This window comes from Streptomyces sp. NBC_00209 (genome assembly GCF_045206345.1).
Taxonomy (GTDB): Bacteria; Actinomycetota; Actinomycetes; order Streptomycetales; family Streptomycetaceae; genus Streptomyces.
Genome location: NZ_CP108121.1, coordinates 2,199,765 through 2,217,438 on the forward strand (window position 1 = coordinate 2,199,765; position 17,674 = coordinate 2,217,438).

Here is a 17,674-nt window from a genome sequence, read left to right on the forward strand (position 1 = left end):
CACCAGGAGTCGACACGTCGTCACTCCTCGCAGGGGCGACGAAAGGAAATGTGTACAGATGCGCTCTGCCCGCACGCTGTTCGCTTCGGCCGCCGTCACGGCGGTCCTCACCATCACCTCTCCCTCGGCCTACGCGATGACCGTCGCCGCCGACCAGGACCACGGCTCCTCGTCCTCCTCCGACCACGACGAGCACGGCAAGTCCGACGACGGCTGGAAGAAGGACAAGCCGCACGGCGGCATGCACACCGGCGGCGGTGCGCTGTCGATGACCGTCGCCAAGGAGTGGCAGCCGGACAACGACGAGGGCGGCAAGTACAGCAAGGACGACGAGGACAAGCCGCACGGCGGCGTCCACACCGGTGGCGGCGCCCTCGCCAAGTCGGTCGCCGAGGGTTGGGAGCCCGGTGACGAGGGCGGCAAGTACAGCAAGGACGACGAGGACAAGCCGCACGGCGGCGTCCACACGGGCGGCGGCGCGCTGGCGAACACCCTCGCCAAGGAGTGGCAGCCCGACAACGACGAGGGCGGCAAGTACAGCAAGGACGACGAGGACAAGCCGCACGGCGGCGTCCACACCGGTGGCGGCGCCCTCGCCAACACGGTCGCCAAGGAGTGGCAGCCCGGCAACGACGAGAGCGACAAGTCCGGCTCCGCGTCGAAGTCCGAGGACGAGGGCTGGAAGAAGGACAAGCCCAGCGGCGGCATGCACACCGGTGGCGGCGCGATGGCGATGACCGGCAGCGGTCTGGCCGCCGGTTCGCTGCTGCTGCTCGGTGGCGCCGGAGTGGCCGCGTACCGGCTCCGCCGCCGCCAGGCGTCCGGCGGTGCGATGGCCTGACCGGCCCGCGGGCCCCTGTCGTCGCGGTCGCCGTCCCTCCGGGACCGGCGGCCGCGGCGCCCGCGTTTTCCCCGGTCCTCCCACTCGTACCGCCCCCGTACGGACGAAAGGCACCTTCTCCATGGCCGCCCCGCAGACCACCGAAGCCCCCTCCCCCGGGGCCGCGTCCCGCACCGGCTCGCTCGGCCGGGCCCTGATCTGGCCCCTCGCGACGGCCGGTCTCGGCATGACCCTGATCTACCACTCCATCGGTTCGCCGGCCGACGACAAGGCGCCCGCCCCGCCCCCGGCCGCCGCCGCGTCCCCGTCGGCCGCGGCCTCGGCGGACTCCACCCCGAGCGAGACGCCCTCGCTGCCGCGCTCGGTGCCGACGCGGCTGCGCATCCCGACGATCGCGGTGGACGCGCCGTTCACCCCGCTCTCCATCGGCTCTTCGGGCCGGCTCGACGCGCCACCGCCGAACGACAAGAACCTGGTCGGCTGGTTCAAGGACGGTGCGACTCCCGGCGAACGGGGGGCGTCGATCGTGGCGGGCCACGTCGACACCACGACCGGCCCGGCCGTCTTCCTCCAGCTGCAGTTCCTGAAACCCGGCGCGACCGTCGACATCACCCGCGCCGACGGAACGGTGGCCTCGTTCTCCGTCGACACCGTGGAGACGTTCAAGAAGGCCGACTTCCCCGACAAGAAGGTGTACGCCGACACCCCGGACGCGCAGCTGCGGCTGATCACCTGCGGCGGCAACTACGACCGGAAGGCCAAGGACTACGAGGACAACGTCGTGGTCTTCGCGCACCTGGACTCGGTGAAGGGGTGAGCGGCGGCCTTCCCCCGCGTACGGGCGGGAAAACCGGGTGCGGGCGGGCGCGGGGCGTAGTTAGCATCGGAGCCATGCAGCGTGCCGCCATGAACACGACGACGCCGGAGAGTGTCCCGGCGCGCTGACTGCTGACCAGCCGACAAGCCCCGGGGCGAGTGCCCCGGGGCTTTCGCGTGGGGTCGCTCGCCTCTTCCCACGCGAGGAGACCGCCATGCACGACCACCGCAAACTCGGCCGCGAGCTCGAACTGTTCGACACCGATCCGCTGATCGGCGCGGGACTCCCCTACTGGCTGCCGGACGGGGCGGAGCTGCGGCACACCCTGGAGGAGTACATCCGCGGCGCCGAGCGCCGGGCGGGCTACCGCCATGTGTACTCGCCGGTGCTGGGCAAAAGGGAGCTGTACGAACGCTCGGGGCACTGGGCGCACTACAGCGACGACATGTTCCCGCCGATGGACCTGGGCGAGGAACAGCAGCTGGTGCTGCGGCCCAGCCTGTGCCCGCACCACGCGGTGATCTACCGCTCCCGGGCGCACAGCTACCGCGAACTGCCGCTGCGGATGGCGGAGCTGGGCGGGATGTACCGCGCGGAGCTGTCCGGGGTGCTCGGCGGGCTGACCCGGGTGCGCTCCATCCAGCTGAACGACGCGCACATCTTCTGCACCGTCGAGCAGGTCGCCGACGAGGCGCGCGGGGCGCTGGACATGATCCTCCGGGCATACGAGGCACTGGGCATCCGCGCGGCCCGCTTCCGGCTCTCGCTGCCGGGGCCGGGCGGCAAGTACGTCGCCGCCCCGGAGCTGTGGCGGCGCTCGACCGCGCTGCTGACCGAGGTGCTGGAGGCGTCCGGGCTGCCGTACGAGGCGGCGGAGGGCGAGGCCGCGTTCTACGGGCCGAAGATCGACGTCCAGGTCGAGGACGCGGCGGGCCGCGAGTTCACCCTGTCCACCGTGCAGGCCGACTTCCACCAGCCGGAGCGCTTCGACCTCCACTACACCGGGGCCGACGGGGCGAAGCACCGCCCGGTCATGGTGCACCGCTCCATCATCGGCAGCGTCGAGCGGGCCGTGGCCCACCTCATCGAGCAGCACGGCGGCGCCTTCCCGGCCTGGCTCGCCCCGAAACAGCTGGCGGTCCTGCCGGTGTCCGACGCCGAACTCCCGGACGCGGAGGAGCTGGCCGGGCGGTGCGCCGGGCTGGGGCTGCGCGCGGAGGTCAGCGGCCGGGAGCGCGGCAGCCTGGGCGCCCGCATCCGCGAGGCCCGGCTGGTGCCGTACCAGGTGGTGATCGGCGCGGCGGAGGCGGCCGACGGGCTCGTCGCACTCCGCCTGCGTGACGGCCGCCGGCTCGCCCCCGTGCCGGCCGGGGAGGCGCTGTCCCGGATCGCCGCGCTGACCGCCGCTCACAGCACCGCGCTGTGGGACGAGGAGGCGTAGGGCCGCCTCCTCAGGGCGCGACCGGCGCCGCCTCCGTCCCGGCCGCGTCGCTCTCGCGGCCGGGGCCCAGCGCCCCGGCCAGCAGGGCCGCCACGGCCACCAGCGCGAGCACCACGGTCATCGTGAGGCGCAGGCCGATGTGGTCGGCGAGGAAGCCGAGGGCGGGCGGGCCGACCAGGAAGGCGCCGTAGCCCGCCGTGGAGACCGCGGCCACCCGTGCGGCGGCGTCCGTCGGGTGGTCGCCCGCGGCGGACACCGTGACCGGGAAGCCGAGCGAGGCGCCGAGCCCCCACAGCACCGTGGCGGCGCCGGCCATCAGGGGGCTCGGGGCGACGATGACCACCGCCAGGCCCAGCGCGGCGGTCAGGCCGCTGATCCGGACGACCAGTGCCCGGCCGAACCGCTCCAGGAAGGGGCCGCCGGCGAGCCGGCCCAGGGTCATGGAGGCAGCGAAGACCAGGAAGGTCAGCGAGCCCGCGGTGGGGCTCACGTCGTACCCGTCGACCATGAGCAGCGGCAGCCAGTCGTTGGCCGCGCCCTCCGCGAAGGCCATCGCCAGCACGATCACGCCGATGAGGACGAGCTGCCGGTCGCGCCATACGTGCAGTTGTCCGCGCAGACCGCCCGGCACGGAGTCGGCGGCGGGCGCGTCGTCCTTGCCGGTGCCGGGCGGAATGGCGAGGACCGACCGCGTACCGGCCGCCGCTATCAGGACCGCGACGAGTGTCAGATGCCAGCCGACGGGGAACGCGGCCGCCGTCAGCGCCATGCCGAGGAGCGCCCCGACGACAGTGCCCAGGCTGAAGCAGCCGTGCAGCACCGGCAGGACGGGCCGGCCGATGGCGCTCTCGACGGCGGCGCCCTCGATGTTGAACGCCACCTCGCTCATCCCCATCCCGCCGCCGAACAGGGCCAGTCCCCCGAAGACCACGGCGGCGAGCGAGAGGGCGGTGCCGGCCGCGACGACCAGCATCCCGGCGACGATCAGGGCGACCCCGCCGAGGATCGTCGTCCGGCCCCCGTGGCGCCGCACCAGCGGCCCGGACGCCATGACACCGGCCATGGAACCGGTGGAGAGCCCGAACAGCACCAGGCCCATCGCGCCCGTGGACACGTCGAGCCCGTCCCGGACGGCCGGGGTGCGCGCGACCCAGGAGGCCATGCCCGTACCGGCGGCGAGCATGAAGAGGAACAGTGCGGCACGCCAGCGGCGTGTGGCGGCATCCATACAGCGGGGCCTCGTCAGACGGTGGGAAAGGGTGGCGGTGGGAAGAGCGGCGGTCGAAAAGGTGGCGTGCGCCACGAGCGTACGATCGTACGCCTGGAGTGTACGCTCGTACCCATGACGGACTACTTCGCGGGCGATCCGCGTACGAACCACGAGCGGATGCTCGCCGGAGACCTGTACATCGCGGACGACCCGCAGATCGTCGAGGCCCAGAAGCGGGCCGTGCGGCTGGCCGCCCGCTATCTCGCCGCCTACACCGAGGACCCGGACGCGGCGCAGCCGGTCGTCGCCGAGCTCCTCGGCGGTCTCGGCGCGGGGGCGCACATCCGGCCACCGCTGTACGTCGACTACGGCTCGTACATCACGGTCGGCGAGGACACGTTCGTCAACTACAACCTCACCGCGCTGGACGTCGCGCCGATCACCATCGGCCGCGACTGCCAGATCGGGCCGAACGTCCAACTGCTCACGCCCACGCATCCGGTGGAGCCGGAGCCCCGCCGCGACAAGCTGGAGGCGGCGCGGCCCATCACGATCGGCGACAATGTCTGGCTCGGCGGCGGGGCGATCGTGCTGGCCGGGGTGACCATCGGGGACAACAGCGTCATCGGCGCGGGTGCCGTCGTCACCAAGGACATCCCCGCCAACGTGGTCGCCGTGGGCAATCCGGCCCGGGTGATCCGTTCGATCTAGACGAGGGACAGAGCGTGGCGACCGGACAGAACGACCCCGAGCGGCGGGAGCGCATCATCACCGCCGCGCTCGACCTGATCGCGGCCGAGGGGGTCGCGGGGACCTCGCACCGCAAGGTCGCCGCGCGCGCGGGGGTGCCCCTCGGCTCGATGACGTACCACTTCGCCGGCATGGACGAGCTGCTGCGGGAGGCGTTCACCCGCTTCTCCAGCGGTATCGTCGCCGTCTTCGAGGAGCGGCTCGGCGCCGCCACCACGCAGGACGAGGCCCGGGAGGCGGTCGCCGATCTGGTCCACCACCTGTCCGGCGGCAACCAGCGCGAACTGGTCCTCACGCACGAGCTGTACACCCTCGCCGCCCGCAAGCCCGCCTACCGCGAGCTGACCCGCGAGTGGATGCGCCGCAGCCGGGTCGCCCTGGAGTGGCACTTCGACCCGGCGACAGCACGTCAGCTCGACGCGCTCATCGAGGGCCTTTCCATCCACCGCGCGCTGGAAACCGAACCGCACGACCGCGCCCTGACCGTCGAGGCCATCGCCCGCATCACGCGCACCTGACGCGTGCCCACAGCTCCTGGCCGGCACCCCACCTGACCAAGGTGCCGGTCAGGTCACCTCTCACGCACCGGCCGCCCGGGCCAGCACGCACACCTGGGGCCACCTCGCGCCCGGGGTGGTCAGCCGGGCGGTGATGGTGAACCCGGCCTCTTCCAGTTGTCGGACAACCCGGTCGGTGGACAGCAGGTGGATGGCGTACGCGAATCCGCCGGCACGCTTCTCCGAGGTGTAGGGCTCCCCGTTCCCGGCGTGGAACCCCAGCAGCAGCCGGCCACCGGGGGCCAGGACGCGGCGGAACTCCGCGAAGAGGGCCGGGAGCAGGTCGGGCGGCGTGTGCAGGATGGACCACCAGGCGACGATCCCGCCGAGGCCGCCGTCCGGCGGTCCCAGCGCGTCCATCGTTCCGGTCTCGAAGCGCAGGTCCGGGTGGCGGCGCCGGGCGATGTCCACCATGCGCGGCGACACGTCCACCCCGTGGACGCTCAGCCCGAGGCCGGCCAGATGGGCCGTCACATGGCCAGGACCGCAGCCGAGATCGGCCACCGGGAGTCCGCCGTCCGCGCGGACCTCCTCCGCGAACGCGCCGATCAGCGCGCGCCCCGGCACGTCCTCGGCGAAGAGACCGGGGACGCGGGCGGCGTAGTCCTCGGCGACGGTGTCGTAATAGGCGCGGGTCGCGTCGAGTTCGGTCATCCGTACGACCCTAAGGGGTGGTTGCGCCGACCGGGGCCGGGCACCCCGTGCTCCCGGGCGGTCACCGCCAGTTCCTGAACGCAAGAGCACGCCGAACTGGCCACAGAGCGGGTCAATTGCCGTGCCACAGACATTATTTGTTGCGCACGACGCGGTTCGGGCAAGGCTTCCGACGCACACCTCTTGACGTGTCCCGGGTAACAGCGGAACCATCAACACCCACCGGAGAGCGCTCTCTGAGTGTTTCACCGGACCGTTCGTCGCGTCACCCGCACCAAGACCCAGGAGACGTACGTCCATGCACCTTCCCCCCACGGAAGCCCCCACCACACCCCCCACATCCACCTCCACCGCACCAACCCGCCGCAAGCGCCGGGGCAGGGCCTTCGGGTTCGCCGCGTTCGCCGTGTCGCTGCTCATGGCCGTCCCCACGGCGCAGACCGCCTTCGGGCAGGACGCGCAGGCCATCGAGGGCGGTGGCGATCTCGGGCCCAACGTCATGGTGTTCGACCCGTCGACGCCGGACATCCAGGCCAAGGTCGACGAGGTCTTCAAGAAGCAGGAGTCGGCGCAGTTCGGCGACGGCCGCTACGCGCTGATGTTCAAGCCGGGCACGTACGACAACATCAACGCGCAGATCGGCTTCTACACGTCGATCGCCGGTCTCGGGCTGAACCCCGACGACACCACGTTCAACGGTGATGTCACCGTGGACGCGGGCTGGTTCAACGGCAACGCCACGCAGAACTTCTGGCGTTCGGCGGAGAACCTGGCGCTGAACCCGGTCAGCGGCACCGACCGCTGGGCTGTCTCGCAGGCCGCGCCGTTCCGCCGGATGCACGTCAAGGGCGGCCTGAACCTCGCCCCCGACGGTTACGGCTGGGCGAGCGGCGGGTACATCGCCGACAGCAAGATCGACGGGCAGGTCGGCCCGTACTCGCAGCAGCAGTGGTACACCCGCGACAGTTCCATCGGCAGCTGGGGCAACGGCGTCTGGAACATGACGTTCTCCGGCGTCGAGGGCGCTCCGGCGCAGAGCTTCCCCGAGCCGCCGTACACCACACTCGAGAACACCCCGGTCTCCCGCGAGAAGCCGTTCCTCTACCTGGACGGCGACGACTACAAGGCGTTCGTCCCGGCCAAGCGCACCAACGCGCGCGGCGTTTCCTGGGGCAACGGCACCCCGCAGGGCGAGTCCATCCCGCTCGACCAGTTCTACGTGGTGAAGCCGGGCGCGAGCGCGGAGACGATCAACGCGGCGGTGGCTCAGGGCCTGCACCTGCTGTTCACGCCGGGGATCTACCACGTCGACCAGACGATCAACATCGACCGCGCCAACACGGTCGTGCTGGGCCTCGGTCTGGCGACGATCATCCCGGACAACGGGGTCACCGCCCTCAAGGTCGGTGACGTGGACGGCGTGAAGCTGGCCGGGCTGCTCATCGACGCCGGCACCACCAACAGCGACAGCCTGGTCGAGGTCGGCCCCGAGGGTGCGTCCGCGAACCACGCGGACAATCCGACCAGCGTCCAGGACGTGTTCGTCCGGGTCGGCGGCGCGGGCGCCGGCAAGGCGACCACGGGCATGGTGATCAACAGCAACGACACGATCATCGACCACACCTGGCTGTGGCGCGCCGACCACGGCGAGGGCATCGGCTGGGAGACCAACCGCTCCGACTACGGCCTCCAGGTCAACGGCGACAACGTCCTGGCCACCGGACTCTTCGTGGAGCACTTCAACAAGTACGACGTCCGCTGGTCCGGCGAGAACGGCAAGACGATCTTCTTCCAGAACGAGAAGGCGTACGACGCCCCCAACCAGGACGCCGTCCAGAACGGTGACGTCAAGGGCTTCGCGGCCTACAAGGTGGACGACTCGGTCAACACGCACGAGGGCTGGGGGCTCGGCAGCTACTGCTACTTCAACGTCGACCCGAGCATCCGTCAGGACCACGGCTTCGAGGCCCCGGTGAAGGCCGGCGTGAAGTTCCACGACCTGATCGTCGTCTCGCTCGGCGGCCAGGGCCAGTACAACCACGTCATCAACGACACGGGTTCGCCGACCTCGGGTACGGATACCGTCCCGTCGCAGGTGGTGTCGTTCCCGTAGATTGCCGGCAGGTACGGGACTCCGGTCGCCGGAGTTCTCCGCGAGGGCGCCCGCCCCGTCACTTCCGACGGGGCGGGCGCCCTCGTGTCAGGGGCGGCCGCCCGCCATCAGGGATTCGAGTCCGGCGAGACCCTCCAGGACGAACGCGCCCAGGCCGCGCACCCCGAGGGTGTCGATCCAGCGCTCGAAGGCGACCTTGAAGACGGCGATGCCCGCCTCGGCCGCCAGACTCGCCGCCGGTTCGCTCACGCCGCGTTCCCGCAGGGCCTCCCCCATCGCCGCGGCGAGAGAGGCGAGCTTGACCAGCTCGCGTTCCTGGAGCTCCGCGTTGGCCGTGATGATCCGCTGCCGCTGCCGGGCCTGGAGATGCCGCTCGTCCAGCACGGCCGCGGCCGCCTGGAGCGCCGCCGCCACCGCGTCGATCGGGGGCGCGGACGGAGGAGCCTCCGCGAGGCCGCTCACCATGCGTTCCCGGAGCAGGGCGGAGCCCGCGAACAGCACCTCGCGCTTGTCCGCGTAGTGCCGGAAGAACGTGCGTTCCGTGAGCCCGGCCCGCTTGGCGATCTCGGTCACGGTCGTCTGCTCGTAACCCCGCTCGGCGTAGAGCTCCATGGCGGCCTGCTCCAGCCTGCCGCGTGCGTTCGGCTCCCATCGACCCATACGGCGAGTGTATGGGATGACAGTCACTGACATCAGGAGTAGGGTGATGGCAGTCGCTGACATCGGGGGTCCGGCAGCGTTCCCGCCGCCCGGAGCGTCAGCCTGTTCCAGGAGGTTTCCTCATGCGTGTATTCATCACCGGCGCGTCCGGCTGGATCGGTTCCGCGGTCGTCCCCGAGCTCATCGGGGCAGGTCACCAGGTCGTCGGGCTCGCCCGTTCGGACGCCTCGGCCGAGGCGCTGGCCACCGCCGGGGCCGAGGTGCGGCGCGGATCGCTGGACGACCTGGACGTGCTGCGCGAGGCCGCCGCCGACGCGGACGGGGTACTCCACCTCGCGTTCAAGCACGACATCGCGTTCTCCGGGGACTTCCAGGGCGCCACCGAGGCGGACCGGAAGGCCATCGACGCCTTCGGGGACGCGCTCTCCGACTCCGGCAAGCCCTTCGTCATCGCCTCCGGGCTCCTCGGTCTGGCCCCCGGCCGGATCGCGTCCGAGGAGGACGGGCGGAGCGCCGCCCCGGACGCGCCCGCCGGAGGCCCGGGCGGCCGCCAGGACAACGCGCGGGCGACGATCGCGCTCGCCTCCCGCGACGTCCGCTCGTCCGTCGTCCGGCTGCCCCCGACGGTCCACGGCGACGGGGACCAGGGCTTCGTGGCCTCGCTCGTCGCCACCGCCCGCGCCAGGGGTGTCTCCGGATACGTCGGCGACGGCTCCCAGCGCTGGCCGGCCGCCCACCGCGAGGACGCCGCGCACCTGTTCCGGCTGGCCCTGGAGCAGGCCCCCGCCGGCTCCACCCTGCACGCGGCGGCCGAGGAGGGTGTCGTACTGCGGTCCGTCGCCGAGACCATCGGCCGCCACCTCGGCGTCCCCACGGCCTCCGTCGCCCCCGCGGACGCGGCCGGCCACTTCGGCTGGCTGGCCGGCATGGTGAGCCTCGACTCGCCCGCCTCCAGCGCCCTGACCCGCGAACGGTTCGGCTGGAAGCCCACCGGGCCCGGGCTCATCGAGGATCTGGACCAGGGGCACTACTTCGGCGCGCCGGGCGCGTAACGCGTAACCCCGCCGCCCTCACTGATCGCGGCGGTGCACCGCGCACACCGCCACGGCCCCGGCGGCCAGCGCCCACAGGACGTAGACGGTCCAGGCGCCCGCCTCCGACCACGGGAAGAGCTCGGGCGGGGGCTGCGGAAGGGCGCCGCCCGTCAGACGCTCCCAGGCGCTGAACGGCAGGGTGTGCCGGAGCACCGCCGTCAGGTGGCGGCGGTCGCTGAGGGTCATCGGGAGCAGGAGCAGCACCACCACGCACGCCACGATCGACGTCCCCGTGTGCCGGATCACCGTGCCGAGCGCGAGACCCGCGAGCGCGGCGACCGGCGCGAGCAGCGCGGAGGCGGCGAGGACCTGGAGCGTTCCGGGGTCGCCGAGGGCCACGGACGCGCCGCGTCCGGACAGGATCGCCCGGGTCGAGGCGAAGGAGGCGGCGGCGACGAGCACGCCGAAGGCCGTGGTGACGGCGGCGAGTACGAGGATCTTGGCGGCCAGCACCGAGCGCCGGGCGGGTACGGCGGTGAACGTCGTGCGCAGGAGCCCGGTCCCGTACTCGCCGGTGACCGACACGGCGCCGATCGCGGCCAGCGCCAGGACCAGCACCAGGGCGGAGTTGTCGGTGAAGGCGTCGCCCAGCGCCAGGCGGTGGCTGACGAAGAACTCCTGGCTGCCCTTGTCGTACTGGTACCAGTACTTGTAGTGGTCGTAGGCCGTACCGGCGTTGAACGCGACGACGGCCAGCGCACTGAGCGCGTACAGCCAGGGTGTCGAGCGCAGCGACCACGTCTTCAGCCACTCGGCGGCGATCAGGTCGGTGAAACGCGCGCGGGCCTCGACGCGCGTGACGGGGGTGGCGGTCGCCGTGGTCATCGGGGGTCTCCTGCCGGGTACTGGACGCTGTCCGCGGTGAGTTCCATGAACGCCTCCTCCAGCGAGGCGCCGAGGGTGGTCAGTTCGTGGAGCAGGACCCGGTGGCGCAGGGCGAATTCGCCCACGCGCTCGGCGGGGAGCCCGGTCACGGTGAGCCGGTCGCCGTCCCCGGCCACCGAGGCGCCCTCGGCGGTCAGCAGCGGCGTCAGGTCCGCCGCGTCCGGAGTGCGTACGGTGACGCTGAGGCGGGTGGAGCGGGCGGCGAACGCCCTCAGGCTCTCGGCGGCGATGAGCGCGCCGCGCCCGATGACGACGAGCCGGTCGGCGGTGTGCTCCATCTCGGTCATCAGGTGGCTGGAGACGAAGACGGTACGGCCTTCGGCGGCGAGCCGGCGGAAGAGTCCGCGCACCCACAGCACGCCCTCCGGGTCGAGGCCGTTGAGCGGTTCGTCGAAGAGCAGGACGGGCGGGTCGCCGAGCAGGGCCGTGGCGATGCCGAGGCGCTGGCGCATCCCGAGCGAGAAGCCGCCGACGCGGCGGCGGGCCGCTGCCGCGAGGCCCACCTCTTCGAGGATCCCGTCGACCCGGGCGCGCGGAATGCCGTTGCTCCGGGCCAGCACGGCGAGGTGGGCGCGGGCGGTGCGGCCGCCGTGGACGTCGCCCGCGTCGAGCAGGGCGCCGACGTGGCGCAGTCCGCGCGGGTGGTCGCGGAAGGGGCGGCCCCGGACGGTGGCCGTTCCGGCGGTCGGCTCGACCAGGCCGAGGAGCATGCGCAAGGTGGTGGTCTTCCCGGCCCCGTTGGGCCCGAGGAAGCCGGTAACCTCGCCCGGCCGGACGGTGAAGGTCAGGTCGTCCACGGCGGTGGCGCCGCCGTATCGCTTGGTCAGTCCGTTGACTTCGATCACGGGCCCCACCCTGCGGGCCGCGACCGGCCGGTGTCGTCGGGCCGTCGCTGACATCCGGACACGCCGGTCTGCACCCGTGGGTGTACAACCGTGGGCCGATGCGCGGGGGTTCGGCGCTGGTTACGCTCTGCACATGTCCAGCTCACCTGTCCTGCCCCTGCTCAAGCGCGTCCCGCCCGGCGCGTGGGTGGCTGCCGCCTGGTTCGGGGGCCTGGCGATGACCGTCCTCGTGCGGGTGCGGATGCCCGGCGAGTACGAGGCGTCCGTCATGCGGGGGGTCCTCTTCTACCGCTGGGACGGCCTGCTGACGCACCTGCTGTCCACGGCCCTGATGACGGCCGGGTGCCTGCGCCTCGACCGGCGCCCTCTGGGCGCCATGGCGGTACTGCTCGCCGCCTCGGCGCTGGCCACGATGCCACTCGGCGTCACGGCGATCCCCCTGGCGCAGTTCCTGGCCATCGATGTCGCCCTGTACTTCACGGCCGCGGCCCGCCCCCTGCGCACGGGCGTCCTCGCCCTCGTCATGTCGGTGACCGTCCTGGTCGCGTTCGTCGGTGGCCGGGCGCTCGCTGGGTGGCCCGCCGGTACGTCGGCGGAGCTGGCCGTCGCGCTGGTGGCGGTCGTCGCCTGGCTGGTGGGCCGCTCGGTGTACGAGAGCCACAGGCACGACGCGGACCTCACGGCCCGGGCCACGGACCGGGCACTCGTCGCCGAACGGCTGCGCATCGCCCGCGAGATGCACGACGTGGTGGCCCACAGCGTCGGCATCATCGCCCTCCAGGCGGGCGCGGCGGCCAGGGTCGTGCACACCCAGCCGGACGCCGCCCGCGAGGCGATGAGCGCGGTGGAGGCCGCGGGCCGGGAGACGCTGTCGGGGCTGCGCCGGATGCTCGGCGCGCTCCGGGAGACCGGACCCGGCCAGGACGCGGCGGGGCGCGAGGACGCGCCGCTGCGCCCCGCCGAGGGCCTGGCCGACATCGACCGGCTCGCCCGGGCCACGACCGCCGCCGGGGTCCGGGTCGAGGTGGACTGGCGGGGAGAACGGCGTTCGCTTCCGCCGGAGTTGGAGCTGTCGGTGTTCCGGATCGTCCAGGAGTCGGTGACCAACGTGGTGCGCCATGCGGGGACCGACGCCTGCCGGGTCCGCGTCGAGTACGGCGAGGAGGAGCTGACCGTCGAGATCACGGACCGGGGGCGGGGCGCGGATCGTGGTGGGGGCCGCGACACGGGGCGCGGCGCGGCCCCCGGGTTCGGCCTGGTCGGGATGCGGGAGCGGGTGGCCCTGCTGCACGGCGAGTTCACCGCCGCCCCGGCCCCGGGCGGAGGCTTCCGGGTCACGGCCCGTCTGCCGGTGCCCGTGCGGGAGCCCGTGCGGGAGGCGATACCGCCGCGGCCGGAGCCTGAGCCGGTGCGGGAGCCTGAGCCGGCGCGGGGAGCGGCGATATGACCGGCGGCGGGCAGCCCGGGGCGCCCGTCGACGCGCCCGTCGACGCGCCTGTCGACGCCGCCCAGGACGTGGCCGGTGCGGAGGACGGCGGGGCGCCCGTCCCTCCCCCGGTCCGTGTCGTGCTCGCGGACGATCAGCCGCTGGTGCGGACCGCGCTGCGCATGGTCATGGCGGACACCCCGGACATCGAGGTGGTCGGTGAGGCGGGGACGGGCGAGGAGGCGGTCCGGCTGGTGGCGCGGCTGGCCCCCGATGTCGTGGTGATGGACATCCGGATGCCCGGCATGGACGGCATCGAGGCCACCGGGCGCATCACCGCACAGGGCGGGGAAGCCCATGTGGTGGTCCTGACGACCTTTGACGACGACGACTACGTGTACGGGGCGCTGCGCGCCGGGGCGGCCGGGTTCCTGGTCAAGGACATGGCGCTGGACGACATCCTGGCGGCGGTGCGGGTGGTGGCCTCCGGCGACGCCCTGATCGCGCCGAGCGTCACCCGGCGGCTGATCAAGGAGTTCGCGGCCCGGCCCTCGCCCTCCGCACCGGCCCCGGCGCCGCTGACCGCGATCACCGACCGGGAGCGGGAGGTGCTGGTGCTGGTCGGCGGCGGGCTCTCGAACGCGGAGATCGCCGAGCGCCTGGTCATCAGCGTCGCCACGGCGAAGACCTATCTCACCCGCCTGCTCGCCAAGCTGGGGGCGCGGGACCGGGTGCAGCTGGTCATCATCGCGTACGAGGCGGGGCTGGTGTCCTCGGGGCGGTGACGCCGGTCGCGGCGGCGGGCGCCGTCGCCCGGACCGGCGCCTACAGCCAGCCCTTCTCGCGTGCCATGCGGACCGCCTCGGCGCGGTTGCGGGCGGCCAGCTTCTGGATCGCCATGGAGAGGTAGTTGCGGACGGTGCCCTGGGAGAGGTGGAGGGAGGCGGCGATCTCCGCGTTGGTCGAGCCGTCCGCCGCGGTGCGCAGGACCTCGCGTTCGCGGTCGGTCAGCGGGTTCGCGCCGTCGGCGAGGGCGGCGGCGGCGAGGCCGGGGTCGATGACACGTTCGCCGGCGAGCACCTTGCGTACCACTTCCGCGAGCTGGGACGCGGGGGCGTCCTTGACCAGGAAGGCATCGGCGCCCGACTCCATGGCACGGCGCAGATAGCCGGGCCGGCCGAACGTCGTGACGACCACGACCTTCACGTCCGGCAGGGCCTCGCGGAGCCGGGCCGTCGCCTCGATTCCGGTCATGCCGGGCATCTCGATGTCCAGGAGGGCCACGTCGATGGAGTGTTCCCGGGCCGCCGCCAGGACCTCGTCGCCGCGGGCGACCTGGGCGACCACCTCGATGTCCGGTTCCAGGCCGAGGAGCGCCGCCAGGGCCTCGCGCACCATGGACTGGTCCTCCGCGAGGAGAAGTCTGATCATGCTCATTCCGCGGATCCTAGGCCGGATTCGAACGGAATGCTGAGGACCATGGTGAAGCCTTTGCCCGAACGGGATTGGGTGGCCCGGGTGGTGAGGGTGCCGTCCACCGAGGCCAGGCGTTCGGTGAGGCCGGTGAGGCCGTTGCCGGGCGTGGTTCCGGCGCCGCCCCGGCCGTCGTCGGCGACGGTGAGTTCGAGCACCCGCCCGTCCAGCGTCTGGCGGGGCGTCAGGGTCACCGTGCAGCGGCGCGCACCGCTGTGGCGTACGACATTGGTGACCGCCTCCCGCAGCCCCCAGGCGAGCACCTCCTCCGCCTTCTCGGTCAGCCCCTCGGGGACGTCGGCCGGGATGTCGGCGCCGACTCCGGCGGCGGCCAGCGCGGTGCGGGCCCCGGCCAGTTCGCCGGGAAGGGTGGGCCGGCGGTACCCGGTGACGGCACTGCGTACGTCCACCAGGGCCTGGCGGCTGACCTGTTCGATGTCCGCGACCTGGGCGGCCGCCAGCTCGGGCCGGTCGGGAAGCATCCGGCCGGCCAGCTCGCTCTTGAGGGTGATCAGCGAGAGGGAGTGGCCGAGCAGGTCGTGCAGGTCGCGGGCGAGGCGCAGGCGCTCCTCGTTGGCGGCGAGCTGCGCGACGGTGGCCCGGGCCTGGCGCAGCTCGATCGTGGTGCGGACCAGCTGCCGTACGCCCGTCATCGCGAACCCGCCCAGCAGGGCCGGGAAGACCAGGGCGGTGATGATCTCGCGCGCGTCCTCCAGGGTCGCCCCGACGCCGACCAGGACGGCGGTGACGACGGGGATCAGCCAGCGCGCGGTCCGCATCGGCAGCGTGGCCCCGACCGACACCGCCACGTACACGAAGAGGACCAGCCACGGCGTGCCGAGCGTCAGCGACATCAGCACCGCGACCGCCCCGAGGAAGGCGATCGACGCCCGCACCCGGAAGGGGTCGAGCGCCTTCGACGTGTGCCGGAAGACCAGGACCAGGTAGGCGCCGACGAAGACCAGCAGCCCGAGGACGCCGAGCGCGGTCGCCCACGGGGTGTGGTTGCCGTCGGCGAGGTCCTTGACCGGCGCGCTCATGAAGGCGAGCCAGATCCCGATCCACAGCAGCTTGACCCCGGCCTGCCGGGCGGTCGCGGGCGGCCGCCCGAGACCCACCGACGTCTCGTCGTCGTTCACGCCTTCAGGGTGTCCTTCCGGTAGAGCCATGCCGCGCCGCCGGCGAAGAGCAGGAAGTAGACGCAGAGGACGGCGACGTCCTTGGCGTGGGGCGCGCCGCCCATTTCGACGGCCTGGCCGAGTGCAGCGTACGCGTGTGTGGGAAGCCACTCGGAGATGTTCTGGAGCCACTGCGGGAAGGTCGCGCTGGGCATCCAGAGGCCGCCGAGGATGGAGAGGCCGAAGTAGATGATCATCGTGACCGGGCGGACCGCGTCCCCGCTGGTGATGTAGCCGATGGCGACGCCGAGCGCGGCGAAGACCAGGGAGCCGGCCCAGATGACGCCGGTCAGCGCGAACCACTGCCAGAGGTCGAAGCGGACGTGTTTGACCGAGGCTGCGACGAGGAAGACCACGACGATGCACGGCAGGGTGACCATGGCGGCGCTGGCGATCTTCGCCAGGACGTAGCCCCGGCCGGGCAGCGCGGTCAGCCGCAGTTGACGCACCCAGCCCTTCTCGCGCTCCTTGGCGATGCGCTCGCTGTTGCCCATGAGGACGGCGGTCAGCGCGCCGAAGGAGGCCATGGAGACCATGAAGAAGGACTGGAGGGTCAGATCGGTGTGCGGGATCTTGTCGGTGTCGTTCTGGGTGCCGGAGATCAGCAGGTAGATCACCGACGGGTAGATGACCGAGAAGAACATGAACTTCTTGTTCCGCAGCGTGCGGGTGACTTCGAGCCGGATCAGGGCCCCGGAAAAGAGATTCAGCATGAGGTCTTGGCCTCCTCGGCCTCGGTGATGGCGACGAATGCCTGCTCCAGGCCGAGTCCGGCGACTTCCAGCTCGCGCGGGTAGAGGCCGAGGCCGTAGACCGCGTGGACGGTCGCGTCGGCGTTGTGGGACTGGATGCGCACCCGCCGGCCGTTGATGTCCAGCGAGGCGAGGAACGGCAGTGCGCGCAGGGCGGTCCGGTCGATCGCGCCCTCCAGCTCGAAGGAGATCCGGCGGGCCCCGGCCTTCGCCTTGATCTCGGCGGCGGTGCCGTCGGCGAGGAGGCGGCCCTTGTGCAGGACCAGGACGCGGTCGGCGATCGCGTCGGCCTCTTCCAGGTAGTGGGTGGCGAACAGGACGGTACGGCCCTGCTCGGCCTGCTCGCGCATGGTGGCCCAGAACGCCTGGCGGGCAGTGACGTCCATGCCGGTCGTCGGCTCGTCGAGGACGATGAGGTCGTTGGCTCCGGCGGTGGCGAGCGCGAACCGTACGCGCTGCTCCTGGCCGCCGGAGAGCTTGTTGACCATCCGGCCGGCGATCGACGCGATGCCCGCCCGGGCCAGCACCTCGCCGACCGGGTGGGGGCGCGGGTGCAGGTCGCAGGCGAGCCGGACCAGTTCCTCGACGGTGACGTCCTCCATCAGGCCGCCGCTCTGGAGCATGGCGCCGACCCGGCCGGCCTTGATGGCCTCCTGCGGCGTGGTGCCGAAGAGGCTGACCGTGCCGGAGTCGGCGGTGCGCAGGCCGAGGAGGAGGTCGAGGGTGGAGGACTTGCCGGCTCCGTTGGGGCCGAGGAGCGCCACGGTCTCGCCGGGATGCAGGTCCAGGGTGAGCCCGTCGACGGCGCGTACGTCCCCGTAGACCTTGCTGACCTGGTCGAAGCTGACCACCGCGGTCCTCGTCGCGGTCGCTCCGGTGGCTGTCGTTGTCATGCGTCCAGCCTGGCGGACCGGGGGTGCGTGCGGCAGGGTCAGCGGTCGTGGATCCGGAATGACAGATGTCATGTGCCGGGGATGA

17 protein-coding genes and 1 pseudogene are annotated in these 17,674 nt (G+C 72.5%); 9 read left to right on the forward strand and 9 right to left on the reverse strand.

The window, feature by feature from the left end; translation table 11 throughout:
* Window positions 1-58 precede the first annotated feature (58 nt).
* The 3 genes and pseudogenes from OG867_RS09620 to thrS form a co-directional block, all read left to right on the forward strand.
* A complete protein-coding gene (locus OG867_RS09620) occupies window positions 59-841 on the forward strand; it encodes a hypothetical protein (protein ID WP_406284279.1) in 783 nt (260 codons plus the stop codon).
* A gap of 121 nt (window positions 842-962) precedes the next feature.
* Window positions 963-1,658, forward strand: coding sequence for a class F sortase (locus OG867_RS09625; protein ID WP_328902161.1), 696 nt, complete (start codon window positions 963-965; stop codon window positions 1,656-1,658).
* 208 nt (window positions 1,659-1,866) lie between these two features.
* Window positions 1,867-3,099, forward strand: a pseudogene (thrS, locus tag OG867_RS09630) (threonine--tRNA ligase); the annotation flags it as partial.
* 10 nt (window positions 3,100-3,109) lie between these two features.
* Here the strand turns inward: thrS and OG867_RS09635 are convergent.
* The gene (locus OG867_RS09635; protein ID WP_406290864.1) at window positions 3,110-4,345 is read right to left on the reverse strand and encodes an MFS transporter; all 1,236 of its coding nucleotides are present in this window, start codon (window positions 4,343-4,345) and stop codon (window positions 3,110-3,112) included.
* A gap of 96 nt (window positions 4,346-4,441) precedes the next feature.
* On the opposite strand from OG867_RS09635, the gene OG867_RS09640 reads away from it, so the two are divergent.
* Window positions 4,442-5,020: a sugar O-acetyltransferase gene (locus tag OG867_RS09640; protein WP_406284282.1), complete on the forward strand. Its 579-nt coding sequence runs from the start codon at window positions 4,442-4,444 to the stop codon at window positions 5,018-5,020.
* A 14-nt stretch (window positions 5,021-5,034) separates the two neighbouring features.
* Complete coding sequence (locus OG867_RS09645; protein ID WP_328902158.1) at window positions 5,035-5,577, forward strand: TetR family transcriptional regulator; 543 nt, start codon at window positions 5,035-5,037, stop codon at window positions 5,575-5,577.
* Between the two features lie 60 nt (window positions 5,578-5,637).
* On the opposite strand, the gene OG867_RS09650 is transcribed toward OG867_RS09645, so the two are convergent.
* Complete coding sequence (locus OG867_RS09650) at window positions 5,638-6,270, reverse strand: class I SAM-dependent DNA methyltransferase (RefSeq protein WP_406284285.1); 633 nt, start codon at window positions 6,268-6,270, stop codon at window positions 5,638-5,640.
* 298 nt (window positions 6,271-6,568) lie between these two features.
* On the opposite strand from OG867_RS09650, the gene OG867_RS09655 reads away from it, so the two are divergent.
* Window positions 6,569-8,383, forward strand: a complete 1,815-nt coding sequence (locus OG867_RS09655; RefSeq protein WP_406284287.1) for a coagulation factor 5/8 type domain-containing protein — start codon at window positions 6,569-6,571, stop codon at window positions 8,381-8,383.
* Between the two features lie 87 nt (window positions 8,384-8,470).
* Here OG867_RS09655 and OG867_RS09660 read toward each other — a convergent pair whose 3' ends face one another.
* Window positions 8,471-8,995: a TetR/AcrR family transcriptional regulator gene (locus tag OG867_RS09660; protein WP_406290866.1), complete on the reverse strand. Its 525-nt coding sequence runs from the start codon at window positions 8,993-8,995 to the stop codon at window positions 8,471-8,473.
* A 170-nt stretch (window positions 8,996-9,165) separates the two neighbouring features.
* On the opposite strand from OG867_RS09660, the gene OG867_RS09665 reads away from it, so the two are divergent.
* Window positions 9,166-10,095, forward strand: a complete 930-nt coding sequence (locus OG867_RS09665; RefSeq protein WP_406284289.1) for an SDR family oxidoreductase — start codon at window positions 9,166-9,168, stop codon at window positions 10,093-10,095.
* An 18-nt stretch (window positions 10,096-10,113) separates the two neighbouring features.
* Here OG867_RS09665 and OG867_RS09670 read toward each other — a convergent pair whose 3' ends face one another.
* Both OG867_RS09670 and OG867_RS09675 read right to left on the reverse strand, forming a co-directional pair.
* On the reverse strand, window positions 10,114-10,962 hold the full coding sequence (locus OG867_RS09670; RefSeq protein ID WP_328902153.1) for an ABC transporter permease subunit: 849 nt from the start codon (window positions 10,960-10,962) through the stop codon (window positions 10,114-10,116).
* Window positions 10,959-11,867, reverse strand: coding sequence for an ABC transporter ATP-binding protein (locus OG867_RS09675; protein WP_406284291.1), 909 nt, complete (start codon window positions 11,865-11,867; stop codon window positions 10,959-10,961). Before OG867_RS09675 ends, OG867_RS09670 begins: the two co-directional genes overlap by 4 nt.
* Window positions 11,868-12,000: 133 nt before the next feature.
* Between OG867_RS09675 and OG867_RS09680 the strand changes: the two genes are divergently transcribed.
* Window positions 12,001-13,314: a sensor histidine kinase gene (locus OG867_RS09680; RefSeq protein ID WP_406284293.1), complete on the forward strand. Its 1,314-nt coding sequence runs from the start codon at window positions 12,001-12,003 to the stop codon at window positions 13,312-13,314.
* Window positions 13,311-14,078: a response regulator transcription factor gene (locus tag OG867_RS09685; protein ID WP_328902150.1), complete on the forward strand. Its 768-nt coding sequence runs from the start codon at window positions 13,311-13,313 to the stop codon at window positions 14,076-14,078. The genes OG867_RS09680 and OG867_RS09685 overlap by 4 nt, the downstream gene beginning before the upstream one ends.
* Window positions 14,079-14,118: 40 nt before the next feature.
* Here OG867_RS09685 and OG867_RS09690 read toward each other — a convergent pair whose 3' ends face one another.
* The 4 genes from OG867_RS09690 to OG867_RS09705 are packed head-to-tail and all read right to left on the reverse strand — an operon-like array spanning window position 14,119 to window position 17,589.
* Window positions 14,119-14,730: a response regulator transcription factor gene (locus tag OG867_RS09690; protein ID WP_406284296.1), complete on the reverse strand. Its 612-nt coding sequence runs from the start codon at window positions 14,728-14,730 to the stop codon at window positions 14,119-14,121.
* A complete protein-coding gene (locus tag OG867_RS09695) occupies window positions 14,727-15,905 on the reverse strand; it encodes a sensor histidine kinase (protein WP_406284298.1) in 1,179 nt (392 codons plus the stop codon). The genes OG867_RS09690 and OG867_RS09695 overlap by 4 nt, the downstream gene beginning before the upstream one ends.
* Window positions 15,902-16,657 carry an ABC transporter permease gene (locus OG867_RS09700; RefSeq protein ID WP_406284300.1) on the reverse strand — a complete coding sequence of 252 codons (756 nt, stop codon included), beginning with the start codon at window positions 16,655-16,657 and terminating at the stop codon, window positions 15,902-15,904. The genes OG867_RS09695 and OG867_RS09700 overlap by 4 nt, the downstream gene beginning before the upstream one ends.
* On the reverse strand, window positions 16,651-17,589 hold the full coding sequence (locus tag OG867_RS09705; RefSeq protein ID WP_406284302.1) for an ABC transporter ATP-binding protein: 939 nt from the start codon (window positions 17,587-17,589) through the stop codon (window positions 16,651-16,653). Before OG867_RS09705 ends, OG867_RS09700 begins: the two co-directional genes overlap by 7 nt.
* Window positions 17,590-17,674: the final 85 nt, after the last annotated feature.